This is a genomic window from Dinghuibacter sp. (assembly GCF_035492835.1).
GTDB lineage: Bacteria > Bacteroidota > Bacteroidia > Chitinophagales > Chitinophagaceae > Dinghuibacter.
On the sequence record NZ_DATJIY010000211.1, the window covers coordinates 14,813 to 28,084 of the forward strand.

Annotated in this window: 10 protein-coding genes; 4 read left to right on the forward strand and 6 right to left on the reverse strand. The window is 60.2% G+C overall.

What is annotated here, in order from left to right; genetic code table 11:
- Positions 1–35: 35 nt before the first annotated feature.
- A complete protein-coding gene (locus tag VL547_RS19585) occupies positions 36–743 on the forward strand; it encodes a ferritin-like domain-containing protein (protein WP_325581088.1) in 708 nt (235 codons plus the stop codon).
- Between the two features lie 77 nt (positions 744–820).
- Here VL547_RS19585 and VL547_RS19590 read toward each other — a convergent pair whose 3' ends face one another.
- Complete coding sequence (locus tag VL547_RS19590) at positions 821–1,477, reverse strand: SRPBCC family protein (RefSeq protein ID WP_325581090.1); 657 nt, start codon at positions 1,475–1,477, stop codon at positions 821–823.
- 235 nt (positions 1,478–1,712) lie between these two features.
- Here VL547_RS19590 and VL547_RS19595 point away from each other — a divergent pair, with 235 nt between their 5' ends.
- Both VL547_RS19595 and VL547_RS19600 read left to right on the forward strand, forming a co-directional pair.
- Positions 1,713–2,012, forward strand: a complete 300-nt coding sequence (locus tag VL547_RS19595) for a hypothetical protein (RefSeq protein ID WP_325581092.1) — start codon at positions 1,713–1,715, stop codon at positions 2,010–2,012.
- A gap of 66 nt (positions 2,013–2,078) precedes the next feature.
- A complete protein-coding gene (locus VL547_RS19600) occupies positions 2,079–2,786 on the forward strand; it encodes a CHAD domain-containing protein (protein WP_325581094.1) in 708 nt (235 codons plus the stop codon).
- On the opposite strand, the gene VL547_RS19605 is transcribed toward VL547_RS19600, so the two are convergent.
- From VL547_RS19605 to VL547_RS19620, 4 genes are read right to left on the reverse strand one after another with little or no spacing between them, the layout of a single operon-like run.
- Positions 2,767–5,136: a glycoside hydrolase family 15 protein gene (locus VL547_RS19605; protein WP_325581096.1), complete on the reverse strand. Its 2,370-nt coding sequence runs from the start codon at positions 5,134–5,136 to the stop codon at positions 2,767–2,769. The genes VL547_RS19600 and VL547_RS19605 overlap by 20 nt on opposite strands.
- Positions 5,058–8,075, reverse strand: a complete 3,018-nt coding sequence (locus tag VL547_RS19610) for an FAD-binding and (Fe-S)-binding domain-containing protein (protein ID WP_325581098.1) — start codon at positions 8,073–8,075, stop codon at positions 5,058–5,060. Before VL547_RS19610 ends, VL547_RS19605 begins: the two co-directional genes overlap by 79 nt.
- A gap of 35 nt (positions 8,076–8,110) precedes the next feature.
- Positions 8,111–9,181 (reverse strand): enolase C-terminal domain-like protein, encoded by a 1,071-nt coding sequence (locus VL547_RS19615; protein ID WP_325581100.1) that lies wholly within the window; start codon positions 9,179–9,181, stop codon positions 8,111–8,113.
- Positions 9,181–10,959 carry a thiamine pyrophosphate-requiring protein gene (locus tag VL547_RS19620; protein WP_325581102.1) on the reverse strand — a complete coding sequence of 593 codons (1,779 nt, stop codon included), beginning with the start codon at positions 10,957–10,959 and terminating at the stop codon, positions 9,181–9,183. Before VL547_RS19620 ends, VL547_RS19615 begins: the two co-directional genes overlap by 1 nt.
- Before the next feature lie 68 nt (positions 10,960–11,027).
- Here VL547_RS19620 and tal point away from each other — a divergent pair, with 68 nt between their 5' ends.
- Entirely contained in the window at positions 11,028–12,122 is a 1,095-nt protein-coding gene (gene tal / locus VL547_RS19625; RefSeq protein WP_325581104.1) for a transaldolase, read from the forward strand.
- On the opposite strand, the gene VL547_RS19630 is transcribed toward tal, so the two are convergent.
- Complete coding sequence (locus VL547_RS19630) at positions 12,091–13,137, reverse strand: AI-2E family transporter (protein ID WP_325581106.1); 1,047 nt, start codon at positions 13,135–13,137, stop codon at positions 12,091–12,093. The two genes, tal and VL547_RS19630, sit on opposite strands and share 32 nt — an antisense overlap.
- Between the last annotated feature and the right edge of the window lie 135 nt (positions 13,138–13,272).

The following is a 13,272-nucleotide window of genomic DNA, read 5'->3' on the forward strand; positions in this document are numbered from 1 at the left end:
GATAAATTCAGCCATGCGCAAAAAATCGTAACACCATGCCAAGAAACAGTACAACGACCAAGTCCAGGCAGGCATCCCAGAAAACCGCCGTCAAGGCCGCCAAACCTGCTACACCGCGGACCCAACGGCCTCAGGCAGCCACCGGAGGCGAAAGCGCGCAGGGGAATGCCGGGGCGCTGGAAAAGTTTTTCCTGTCCCAGCTACACGATGTCTATATGGCCGAGCACAAGATACTCGAGAGCCTGCCGAAGATGCAGGAGGCCGCCACGACCGAGGACTTGAAGGAAGCCTTCGAAGACCACCTGCACCAAACCCAGCGCCACGTACGCCGCCTGGAAAAGGTGTTCGCCATCCTCGGCAAGGAGCCTGAGCAAAAGGAATGCAAAGCCATCGAAGGCATCGTGGCCGAAGCGGAGGAGATCATGCAGGAAACCGAAGAGGGAACCATGACGCGGGACGCAGCGCTCATCATGGCCGCCCAAAAAGTGGAACACTATGAAATCGCTACCTACGGCACCCTGGTACAGTTGTCCCTTACCATGGGGCTCAAGCAGGTCGCCGACCTTTTAGACAGGACGCTGGTGGAGGAAGAACAAACGGACGCCTTGCTCACGGACATTGCCGAATCCGAGATCAACCTCGACGCCGAGCACGAGGCCACCGCCTATTCCTGGGACGACAAGCGCACCCGGCAGGCTGAAGAGGAACCCGAAGATGAAAAAGAGGAAGCCGCGGTCGTTTGACAACCCGCTATGTGAAAAGGATAAGGCCCGCCTGACAGGCGGGCCTTATTATGTATCCCTCCGCGGCCAGGTCGTGGTTAGGCAGGAATACCTTGATTTTCCGCAAATTGTTTGAAACCCCGGATGTCTTCCTGCACTTTTTTCCGTAGCACCCCGTTAAAAAGCCAGCCAAGCTCCTCGCCGAGCTTGCCGAGGGGCGGACGATAAGAAAGGTGAACGTCGATCCGGGTACCGCCCGAAGGCGTATCCGAGAAGTTGACCTTACCCGAATTCTTGATCGTTGCGTGGGGCAGCGAATGCCAGGATAGCTCTTTGCCTTCCTCGTCCCGGACGATCTCCGCCGTCCATTGTACCGTCGGCATGCCCTCGGGGGCGCCAATCTGCCACAGCGACCTGTGCTCATCCAGCCGCTGCACGCTGCCCAGGTGCTTCATGAACCGCGGCAGCCCTTCCAGGTCCTTCCACAACCCAAATACTTCATTGCGGGGACGGTTCACGGTGACACAGGTTTTCAGGTTCACGTTCCGGGGATCGCCCGCGAGCGCGTAAAAGGAACAGTGGCCCGTCAGGCCCCGGTACAACAGGTACCCCCCCCCGGCAAACAGTACCGATTGCATCTTGTGCCGTTTTATGACGTGGGTGACGAGGAAAGCGCCGGCCAGGACCGATGCCAGGCGTTCGATATGGCCGACATTTATGGGGCGGTCCGGGGTCATAGGTTGTTCTGCAGACATAGGTCGTTATTTTCCGTATCCGTTAAAAAATCTGTGCCAGAAATCAGGCGCTCCGCCGTGTAGCCGGAACGGAGAACGGCAATACACCGACGCGCCGGCCGGCAGCCGGTAGCGTCCCCGAGGCAGGTCGTCCGACGCCAAAAATAAAAAACCGGTAAACGTGGAGTCCTAATAAGCTATACATTTGAGAAGAGGATCCATTTTTTCATAACGCCTCGACCAAAACCCGCCGCACATGACAGTGGAAAGCCTTATCCTCATCCAGGAGACCACAGACCAGCTGCTTGCCGAGTTCCAATACGCCCGCCGGAAGCGTTACCGCATCCGGCTCGAGCGGCGTACCCTCTTCGGCCAACCCATGGAGGAGTACTGGGACCTGGTCATCGCGGACCACCCCGTCAACGGCCTGGTGAAATACCTCCTGCGCCGGGACGGCGATGACTGGGTAAAGTTCATCGGTCTCAACAGCTTACCCCATGAGGAGGAGCAAGCGCTGCTGGCGAAGGTCCAACCGTTGCTACAGCGGATGATGTAGGCCCAATCTTTGAAGCATTTCATAATAAGGACACCCATGCCACGGACAGCACCTAAACAGTGACCGATGCGTTCGAAGAAATTCCGGCGTTCCCTTCGGAAATACGGGAAGCGCCTTTCGCGGATGTGCGCCGCGCTGGCCCCGCGGTTCGACGAAGAAGCCGTGCACCGTATCCGCACGACCGTAAAGAAATTCAGGGCGTTGCTGCGCTGCTGGGGCCGCAAGGGCCGCCGGGGGCTGAACGCCGACTTCAAGGAGCTCTACCGGCTTCTGGGCGAGCTCCGCAATATCCAGCTGTTTTTGCGCAGCCTCCACGAAAAGCCGCCCGAGCTGGCGGCCTGGGCCAGGGCGCACGCGGCAGGCCTCGAACGTCGCTGGCAAAACCTCTATGATCCTTCGATCGTCCGCAAACAGGTCAGGATGGCCGGGCAGCGTCCACGCAAAAAACCGCTCAAGGCCTTTCTCAGGAAGGAGCGAACCCGGGTCCGTTCCCTGCTCGGGGAACGACCCCTGGCCGATGAAACCATCCATTCCATCCGGAAGGTCTTGAAAGACATGCAATATACCGTAGACAAGACCCCGGATGAGCTCAAACGGCTCGCCGACGAAGCCGGTCGTTTTGTCGACAGCCGTATGGGCGTATCTATGATAAACGCCGGTATCAAAGAGGGTGTGCATACGCCCGCCGTCCTGAGGCTCAAGGATAACCTCGAACGGCTGAAATTCCGGCGCAAGAGACGGGCGGTACGGGCCCTTACCCGATGGGAACCGTAAAATCCCTGCCCTCCCACCGGTCTGAGTCTCGCCAATAGAAGGTAAAAGTAACCGCCGGTGTCCCGGGCGTAAAGGCGAGGTCAGCGTAGTGTATCCCCAGGCCGCTGTCCCGCGTGGATGTCTCCCGTGACGTAGCCCACCCGTCTGCTGTCCACCGCACCAGCGCCGCCGTGTTTACCTCCACGCGCAGGACCGAGCGGTCCGCGGGTACCGGCGAGGACTGGCGGTCGAACCGCCATACGTGCAGCCGCGACGCCGTCTGTTGTTCCAGGTATCTTTTCCGCGTGTGCAACGGCATGTCGAATACCTGCTTTTCGCCGAGCGAAGCCCCAAGCTTCACGTATTCAGCGTGCGTCCATGTCAGCGGCATGGCGGAGCCCGTGTATCGCCCGGGATACAGCCCCATCTCCGGCAGGGGCTCCGCGTCCCAGATTTGCTCCGGGAAAAGGCCGTTCCATGCGAACTGCTCCATCGTCTTCATCAGCTCCCGCGCGCCTTTGAAGTTCCCGGCCGCGATCTCGTAGTGGGCGCGCTCGCCGGTAAGCAGCGGCCAAGGCCGGCCCAGTCCTGTGTCGACATAGGGGCGCCCTTGCGTGTCCTCGCCGTAGGCGTCCTTGACAAAACGCTTCCAGCAGGGCCCCACCGGCGTTTCTACTTTCAAAAGGTCGTCGATGACCTTTACGGTATTCAGGATACGGGGGTCGTCCGCGGCGCGGAGACCGAAGCGGACCAGCGCGAGGGCGTCCACGCATACCAGGTCGCCCACGGGGATATCGCCCTCGCCCCCGGGGTGATGCCGTACGGTGACGATCCTGTCCCTAACGGACTGCGCCGGTGCATAGTAAGGATTGATCCGTATATAGTATCCCTCCACACCGCAGCGGGCCGAGGTAGAGGTGTCCCTGACGTAGGTCCATTCGTCGATCTGCGCCGTCCAGTAGTCGGCCGTTTCGCGCAGATAGGCAGCCGGGCCTTTCCGCCCGAGCCGCTCCAGCAGGAAGGCCGCCGCCAGCAGCCCGGCGATCTCCGTGGCCAGCGTAAAAGGGGAAAGCCCCGCCTGCTGCTCCCAGCGGTCCTGCCCTGTGTAAGGGCCCTTGCGGACCAGGAACGAAACCGCGCGAACCAGGCAGTCGCAATAGCGCTCAAACCGTTCCCTGTCGAGGATACGCGCGTGATAACAGGAATCCATCAGCAGGATCGGCAGCGCAACCTGGTCCATCTGTATCCCGTGGTCCTTGGACTGGCCCTGGAGCCACATATTCTGACTCCATTTGCCATCGACGTCCTGCGTGGAGACCAGGTAATTCAATATACGGAGGCAGTCCTCGTTGGACCGCAGCGCGAGGAACCCCCACGAGCTTTCCACGAGGTCACGCGGCCAGACGAGGTGGTAGCCGATCCCGTCCTTATCCCCCCGGGCGTCGCCCCAGGGCACGGCGGGGCTGGCGATGATGCCGCCCGGGAAGCGCTTGGACTCGTTCATCCGCAGCACCGCCGCACTTTCCTTGAAAAGCCTGCCCCGGCGCTCTTCGCTTTTCCGTTTGCGGAGCAAGCGCTTTTGATATTCCTCCCATTCCTCGATATACCGGTCCCGGGCGATCGAAAATCCGTCCAGGATGCTCGACCACGCCTGGTTGCCCGCTTCGCTTTCGGTGACTCCGAAGCCGATGGCGAGGACAAAGTTCCCGTTGCCGGCCGGCTCCCCGCAAAGGACGATGCTGCCGGGCTCCGTACGGTCATACGTCGCCGTAAGGGTGGTATGGCGCGCCAGGTCCGTAAGGCCGTCGGACGCCCCGGCATAACCCACCGTGCGCTTCCTCCAGCCGGTGGAGCAGGCGAGCGCCAGGGTGATCCCGTCGTTGGACGCGAAAAGCATCGGCACGCCCTTGTAGTCCGCCACCCAGCCGGTGTTGGCCATGCCCTGGTTGTAAATGTGCGGGATCAGGTAAACGTAGGGACGGCAGATACCGTCGGTTGCCGTAAACCGTACCCGCTGCAGGAGCGTGTCCCGGTAAGGGTCCGTGACGATCTCTTTGAGCAGGGTATAGCGGGGGTGTGTATTTTTTATGCGATAGGCGGGTATACCGGGTCTGAACATCTTCTCCATATGCGAGGAGTCTCCCTTTTCCAACGAGTAGAATCCCCGGCCGTCCGCGACGGCAAAACCGCATTCCTTGGTGCACGCGGTGTCTTCCCGGGGGAAGTAAATCTCGTTGAGGATGCCTTTGCTTAAGGTGAAGGTCACCTCGGATGCTGCGTTGAGCGCCTTGCCTAGCCCTGTTTTGGCGCCGGAGGTCCAGGTGGAGGGGCTGCCGGGTGCGCCCGGGGCTGTGTTGTGTCGTGTATCCATTTGACGCGGTCTCTTTCCAACGCCATCCGTATCACCTCGGCGGTGTGCAGGGGGCGTTTTTCCGTTTGTTGCAAAATCTGTTCCCGGCAGCTAAAACCATCAGCGATGATCAGGGTATCCGCCTCCGCCTTCCGAACGGCTGGCAGCAAAGCCAGCTCACCCGCCTTGACGCTGACGGTATAATGCTCGCCCGCTTCGTATCCAAAGGAGCCCGCCATGCCGCAACATCCGTCATCAAGCAGGTTGTAATGCAAGCCGAGCGCCTCCAGCACACGTTTGTCCGCATCCATCCCCATCAGGGCGTGTTGGTGGCAGTGGCTGTGGACCAGCGCCTCGCCCCCCAGCCGGGGAACATCGAACGCCGGCGCCTTTTCCTTTAGGAATTCCGCCAGGGTATAGGTCTGTGCCTTTAGCCGCTGCGCGTCCTCGTCGTGTGGGAAAAGGTTGCACAATTCGTCGCGGAAGACCGCCGTACAGCTCGGCTCGAGACCCACCACCGGCATACCTGCCCGTATTTCCGGTCCCAGGGTGTCCAAAATATTGCGCAAAAGTTTCTTCGCCGTGTCAAGCATGCCATAGTCGTATAACGGGCGCCCGCAGCAAAGGTTCGCCCGCGGAACAATCACCTTAAAACCCGCGGCTTCCAGGACTTCGGTGGCGGACCGGAGGACCCGCGGAAAGAAATGGTTGTTGAACGTATCCGCCCACAACAGGACCGGCTGCCCGCCGTTCCCTTTCCGGTGAAAGAACCAGCGCTTGAAGGTATGGCGCGCGAACTTCGGTATCTGCCGCTGGGGGGCGACTCCCATGATCCATTTGCTCAATGACCGTATGCCCGGTGTCTGCGTGAAGAAATTCGCTACCCTGGGGGCCAGGGACGCCAGCCGCGCCCAGCGGTGGATCAGGCCAAAAGCATACGCCGAGCGCGAACGAAGCCGGCCCTTGTAATAATGCGAAAGGAACTCCGCCTTGTAGGTCGCCATGTCCACGTTGACGGGACAGTCTCCTTTGCATCCCTTACACGAAAGACAAAGGTCGAGCGCCGCCCGGACGTGCTTGTCCTTCCAGCCCGAGACGACGTCGCCCATCTGCATTTCGTACAACAGCCGCGCCCTGCCGCGGGTCGAATGTTCTTCCTCGCCCGTGACACGATAGCTGGGGCACATCGCCCCCTGTTGGTGACGGCGGCATTCGCCAATGCCGACGCAGCGCATCATCGCCCTTGAAAAGCTAAAGGTGTCGTCGGGATACTGGAAATGCGTCACGGGCTCTTTAGGGTGATAGGGCGTACCGGTGCGGAGGTTGGCCGTCTGACCGTAGGGCTCGGTGATCTTGCCCGGGTTCATTTTCCACTGCGGGTCCCATATCTCCTTGAACTCCCGGAAGGCCTGGATCAGCTCGGGGCCGTACATGATCTCCAGCAGGTCGGCTTTCGACTGGCCGTCCCCGTGCTCGCCCGAAATCGACCCGCCATAACGCACCACGAGGTGCGCGGCCTCGGTGGTGAACCGCTTATATTGCCGGAGCCCATCTTCCGTCAGAAGGTCGAACGGCACCCGGCAGTGGACGCACCCCTGTCCGAAGTGACCATAGAGCGGTATGTCCCAGCCGTATGTCCGGAAGAGGTTACGCAGGTCCTCCAGGTAGTCCCCGATTTTGTCGGGCGGAACGGCGGAATCCTCCCAGCCTTCCTCAGTGATGGGTTGCCCGGGCACCCACGCGGTGGCGCCAAGGCCCGACTCCCGGATCTTCCAGAGCATCTTTTCCTGGGCCGGGTCGTCGAACAGCCGCATCGTAGGCGGGTGCTTGCCAGCCTTCAACCGTGCCATCAAATGCCTGGCCCTGGCGTCGGACTCCGCTTTCGTTTCCCCGTCGAACTCGACCAGCAGGAACGCATGGCCCTCGGGCAGCAACGTGAGGTTTTCAGTATGCAGCCCTTTTTTCTTCATGTTATCGATCAAAAGATCGTCGATGCCTTCCAGCCCTATCGGCTTGTAGGTCATGATCTCCGGCACCTGCCGCCCGGAATCCGGCAGGTCGGGGTATCCCAGCACCACCAACGACCGAGCCTTGGGGGTGGGCATCAGCCGCACGGTGGCGTCCAGGATGGTTACACACGTGCCTTCCGAACCGATGAGCGCCCCGGCCACGTTAAAGCCGTTCTCGGGCAACAATTCGGGAAGATTGTAGCCGGACACCCTGCGGGGGATGTTGGGGAATTTTGCCCGGATCTGAACTTCATACTTCTTAACCAGTTCCTTTAATCTCCTGTATATTTCCGCCTTTCGACCGCCCTCCTTTTGGAGGCGCTCATACGCTTCGTCGCTGGTGCGCCCCACGGTCATGCGTATCCCATCATAAGTGACCACGGTCATTTCCGCCGTATTGCTTTCCATTTTCGCCCCGTATCCGTAGAAGGCGCTCATGATCGAATGCGTCCCGCATGAATTGTTCCCCAGCATACCGCCGATCGTGCAGTGGTTGTGAGTGGATGGGTCCGGCCCGAAAGTAAGGCCGTGTTTTTCGGTGGATTCCTTCATCACGTCCAGGACGATGCCGGGCTGGACCCGTACCGTCTTCGCCCGGTTATCCAGCTGCAACACCTGGTTGTAGTACTTCGACATATCCAGCACCACCCCCACGTTGCACGTCTGGCCGGCGAGGCTGGTGCCGCCGCCGCGGGACACCACGGGCGCGCGGTGCTTTTCGCAGATGGCGATCGTTTTTATTATATCTTCTTCCGTCCTTGGCAACACCACCCCAAACGGGATCTGGCGGTAGTTGGAGGCGTCGGTGGAATAGGCTGCCCGGCTGCCGGCGTCAAAGCGCACTTCGCCGCCGATCGCCGCTTTTAAATCTTTTTCCAGCGCACCGACGTCCACGCCTTCGGACTGGGGCGTGGTGTAACGGGTATCGTATGTACTGTAATCGAATTTCATAATGTTATTATTTAGGCCTTTTATCACAACGCCGGTCACAGCACCTTAAAAGCCGCGGCGTCTTTTTCCTTGAATGAGATCCCAAGCCCCGGCCGCGATAGATCGGGCGCCAGCGACCCGTTACTAACGATCGCCGAGCTGTCGAACAGCATCTTCTCCACGCGTACGTGGTCGGCGAAGTATTCGGCGCAATAGAATTCGGGCAGCGACAGGGTTGCGTGCAAATGAGCCGACGGCGCGCAGTGTGACGAGAAGAGCAACCCGCGCCCGGCGCAAAGGTGTCCAGCCTCCAGGAAGCCGCTGATGCCGCCGCAGCGCGTGGCATCGGCCTGAAGCACGTCGACCGACCCGGCAATGGCTTGAAAATAGGAGGCGCGGTAGCCGTATTCTCCCGCGGCGATCTTCATCGGCGTCTGCGACCGGATCAACCGCAGGTTGTCCAGGTAATCCGAGGGCACCGGCTCCTCGAACCATTCCACCCCTTGTTCTTCCCACAGCCGCGCATAGTGAAGCGCCTGCTTGGCGTTATAGGCGCCGTTGGCGTCGACGTACAGCGCCGTCCGTTGGCCGACGGCTTCACGGGCAACCTGCACCCGGTGGGTGTCGTTGCCACGGCCCACCTTGATCTTTACCGCGGCCAGACCGCCCAGGACCCAGCCGCCTAACTGGCGCGCCAGATCTTCGTCGGGCATTGAGGTAAATCCACCGCTGCCGTAAAGAGGCATACTGCAGCGGGCCTGCCCCAGCAGCCTGCAGAGCGGCAACCCCAGGGCGCGGGCCTTCCAGTCCCAAAGGGCGATGTCCACCGCGGACACGCCCATCATCGCGATGGCGGCCTCCCCCTGGTTGCGGATGTGGCGGATCATGTCGTTCCGCCGCGCGGGTATGTCGAATGGGTCCTTCCCAATGAGCAGCGGCACGAGAGCTTTGTGGATATAGTACGCGGTGGCTGCGTGCGCGTAGGTGTAGCCCAACCCTTCAGAACCGCGCGCGCGGACGCGCACCAACACCAGCGTGGTACTGTCCCATTCGAGCGTGCCGTCGGATTCGGGCGATTCCGTAGGTATCGTATAGGCGGATACGTCGACGCTGAGTATCCCGTCCATCAGTGTAGGTAGTTTTCGACGACTTCCTTGTACGTCTGCCGGATCATATCCCAGGCATTGTCATCGCCCTTCAACACCGACGACGTAAAAGCTTTCGCCTGCTTGAGCGTAATGTGGGGTGGCAGGGGGGGGACGCTGGGGTCGGTCAACACGTCGATCACGACCGGACCGGCGGCGGCAAAGGCCCTTTGAAGACCCGGCACGACCTCGTCCTGAGTTTCGATCCTGACCCCTTCGAGCCCGATCATCCTCGCATACTCAGCATAGTTGAAGGGAGGGACATCCTGCGAAGCCTCGAACTTCGGGTCGCCCACCATGACCCGCTGTTCCCACGTGACCATGTTGAGGTCCTGGTTGTTCAGTACCAGGATGACCATCCGCGGATCTTCCCAGCGGTTACGGTATTTGGCGATCGTGATCAGCTCGTTGATCCCGCTCATTTGCATTGCGCCGTCACCCACCATCGCCACCGGCACCCGGTCCGGGTACGCGAATTTGGCGGCGATGGCGTAGGGCACGCCGGGACACATGGTGGCGAGATTACCGGAAAGCGATGCCATCATGCCCTCCCGGATCTTCAGATCCCTCGCGAACCACGAAGCCGAAGACCCGGAATCCGCCGTGAGGATGCAACGGTCGGGTAGGAGGGGGGACATTTCCCAAAATACCCGTTGGGGGTTGATGGGATGGGCGCTGTTCATGGCGCGCGCTTCGGCGACCTTCCACCAGCGTCTCACCTCGGCTTCAATGTGTTCCCGCCAGCTCCGGTCGCTTTTGTATTCCAGGAGAGCGATCAGGTCCTGGAGGGTTTTGCGGCTGTCTCCCTGCAGGTTGACGTCGGTGGGATAACGCAACCCCAGCATTCGGCCGTCGATGTCGATCTGTACGGCCTTTACCTTGCCTTCTTTGGGCAGGAACTCGGAGTATGGAAAGGCCGTGCCCACCATGAGCAGCGTATCGCATTCCATCATCAGGTCATAACTGGGCTTGGTTCCCAACAAACCGATGGCGCCCGTCACATACGGCAGGTCATCCGGTAACACGGCCTTGCCCAGCAATGCCTTTGCGACGCCCGCGCCCAGTATGTCCGCGATCTCCCTCACTTCCGTCGCGGCGTGCAAGGCGCCCGCGCCTACCAGGATAGCCACCTTGGAACCGTGGTTGAGGATGTCGGCGGCCCGCTGAAGGTCGTCGAAAGGCGGGACGATCTCCGGCCGCGAATAGCCCATCCCCGTGTGTACGCTCCCGTGCAGATGGGGTGGTTCCGCATAGTCCAACTCCTGCACATCGGCGGGCAGGATCACGCACGTCACCGTGCGGTTGACCTGGGCGATCCGGAGCGCGCGGTCGATCAGGTGACGCACTTGCGCGGGCTCGGTGGCCATATGGACGAATTCGTGCGCTACATCTTTGTATAAAGAAAGCAAATCCACCTCCTGCTGGTAATCCCCGCCCATGGACATACGCGCCTGTTGCCCCACAATGGCTACAACCGGCTGGTGGTCCATTTTGGCATCGTAGAGCCCGTTCAACAAATGGATAGCGCCCGGCCCCGACGTCGACATACAGACCCCCGGCCGGCCGGTGAACTTGGCATGCGCACAAGCCATGAATGCGGCCATTTCTTCATGTCTTGTCTGTACAAAATCAATGCGTTCCTTCGCCCGATTGAGGGCACCCATGACCCCGTTGATTCCGTCCCCGGGATAACCGAAAACGCGCGTAACACCCCAGGAAATCAATCGTTCCACGACAAAGTCGCCTACTTGTTTATTCATGATCAGCGTTTCCGGTAAACGGTTCAAAAGATTTGCCACTTTGGTATGGTATTCCCGATGTCTTGTATATGACAACGACTATCAGACAAACACACGAGCTCGGCCAGAGCATCTGGCTTGATTCGATCGACAGGAATATCCTCCGGAACGGCGTCCTGCGGGACCTTATCATAAAGGAAGGCGTATCCGGTTTGACTTCCAACCCCACCATCTTCGAGAAGTCGATGAGCAGCGGGGATTTGTACGACGCCGATATACGGCGCTTGTCCGAGGCCGGCGTGTCCACCGAAACCGCGTTCTTCGACATGGCGATACAGGATATACAGGACGCCGCCGGTTTGCTGAGACCGGTGTACGACGAAGAACGCGGTAACGACGGCTTTGTGAGCCTCGAAGTATCACCGCGTCTGGCGCGAAACACCGCCGGTACGCTTGCACAGGCGCTGTCGCTGTGGTCCCGGGTCGACCGGCCCAACGTCATGATCAAGATTCCCGGGACCGCGGAAGGCATCCCCGCCATCCGCGCCGCCATCCGGGAAGGCGTCAACATCAACATCACCTTGTTGTTCAGCCTGGAACGCTACCGCTCGGTGGTCGACGCGTATATGCTCGGCCTCGAGGATCGCCTGGCTACCGGGAAACCCGTCCACCACATCCATTCGGTTGCCAGCTTTTTCCTGAGCCGAATCGACACCCTGATCGACCCCATCCTGGAAGCCCAGGGTCACAAGGAATGGGTAGGGGAGGTGGCGCTTGCCTGCGCCAGGGAAGCTTACCAAATATATAAGGAGCTCTTCTTCAGCCAGCGCTGGGCAAGGCTCCGCGACCAGGGCGCCCACCCGCAACGCCTCCTCTGGGCCAGTACCGGCTCCAAGAACCCCGCCTATGGCGACCTCAAATACGTCGACGCGCTGATCGGGCCCGACACGGTGGACACAATGCCCATGGAAACCATCAAGGCGTTCCTGGACCATGGTCATCCCGGGCTGACGCTCGAAAACGGCGTGGAAGACGCGCAACGCGTCCTGAATGGTTTGCGTGAATCCAACATCGATCTCGAGGCCCTGGCGGGGCGGTTGGAGGAAGAGGGCATCAAAAAATTCAATGAGCCCTTCGATAAGTTGCTGAGCGCTATCGGACGGAAGATGGGCGTCGGCGGCTAGGTGTTTGGCGTCCCGGTTTTGGCGACTTCCCGAGCAAAAACCCCAGCGCCTTGAAATCCTCGCTCTGGTCGAACAATATTTTCACGATACCCAGCGCCGGTATCGCCAGGATCATCCCCGGTATCCCCCAGAGGAGGTCGCCCGCGATCAGCACCACGATCGTAAACAGCGGATGGATATTGACCTGGTGCCGCATGACCAGCGGCGAGATGATGTAGAACTGTATGCCCTGGATGACCAGGTACGCCCCGATGATCTCGAGCACCATCGGCGTTCCTCCGCCCTGCGTAAACGCCATGATACAGGTGAGCGTGTTACCGGTGATATTCCCTACAAAGGGTATCAGCTCCAGTATCCCGCAAAGGATCGCAAACAACAACGCATACCGCACGCCAATGAGCGAAAAGGCGACGCCATACATGATCCAGAGACAACCGATGATCAGGAGCATCCCGTACAGGTACAACCGGACGATCCCCACCGACCGGTCGAGCAGCGCGTTGGTTCCCGGCCGTCCGAGCTTTAGGAAAAACGTACGGATGTGCATCCGCATCGTCAGCAGCATGATCATATACACCAATAAGAGCACCAGGTTGATCAGCACGCTGAGGAGGGTAGCGGTCACGCGGCCCACCGTCGCCGTGTCCAGCAGGTTCACGCCGTCCCGCGGCATAGACATCCCCCAGCGTTGCGCCAGGACGTGGAGCTTGTCGAGGAAGTCCCCGAAGTGTAGCCGGATGTCGTTGAGGTCGCTGGTGATCTTGCCGACGTGCCAGCCGATCAAGAGCAGGATGCCCCCCATGAGACAGGCAAACACCAAGCCGCAGCAGATGGCGGCAAGGACAACGTGCAACCCACGTCTCTCCAGCCAGCGGCACAAAGGGGTGAAAACGATGGCCAACATCCCCGCCAGCGCCAGGGGCATGAACACGGCCTTGGCGACGTAGAGCAGCCAGAGACAGAGTGTCGTGGAAAGCAAAATACAGGTAGTGCGGATCCAGCGTTGAACGTCCATGCGTTGTGTCCGTCAAGAACTGTGCCCCACGGGGTCCCCCAAAGCTCGATCCCTTGCACCCTAAGCGTGTAGGCCAGGCGGAGCGGGGTGGGATGCCTCTTTTACCCCGTTTTGGCGAAACGTTTCGCCAAAACG

Bases quoted from the DNA above. Each gene is read 5' to 3' on its own strand.
- VL547_RS19585 (WP_325581088.1), top strand. From the start codon at position 36: ATGCCAAGAAACAGTACAACGACCAAGTCCAGGCAGGCATCCCAGAAA.
- VL547_RS19590 (WP_325581090.1), bottom strand. From the start codon at position 1,477: ATGTCTGCAGAACAACCTATGACCCCGGACCGCCCCATAAATGTCGGC.
- VL547_RS19595 (WP_325581092.1), top strand. From the start codon at position 1,713: ATGACAGTGGAAAGCCTTATCCTCATCCAGGAGACCACAGACCAGCTG.
- VL547_RS19600 (WP_325581094.1), top strand. From the start codon at position 2,079: ATGCGTTCGAAGAAATTCCGGCGTTCCCTTCGGAAATACGGGAAGCGC.
- VL547_RS19605 (WP_325581096.1), bottom strand. From the start codon at position 5,136: ATGGATACACGACACAACACAGCCCCGGGCGCACCCGGCAGCCCCTCC.
- VL547_RS19610 (WP_325581098.1), bottom strand. From the start codon at position 8,075: ATGAAATTCGATTACAGTACATACGATACCCGTTACACCACGCCCCAG.
- VL547_RS19615 (WP_325581100.1), bottom strand. From the start codon at position 9,181: ATGGACGGGATACTCAGCGTCGACGTATCCGCCTATACGATACCTACG.
- VL547_RS19620 (WP_325581102.1), bottom strand. From the start codon at position 10,959: ATGAATAAACAAGTAGGCGACTTTGTCGTGGAACGATTGATTTCCTGG.
- tal (WP_325581104.1), top strand. From the start codon at position 11,028: ATGACAACGACTATCAGACAAACACACGAGCTCGGCCAGAGCATCTGG.
- VL547_RS19630 (WP_325581106.1), bottom strand. From the start codon at position 13,137: ATGGACGTTCAACGCTGGATCCGCACTACCTGTATTTTGCTTTCCACG.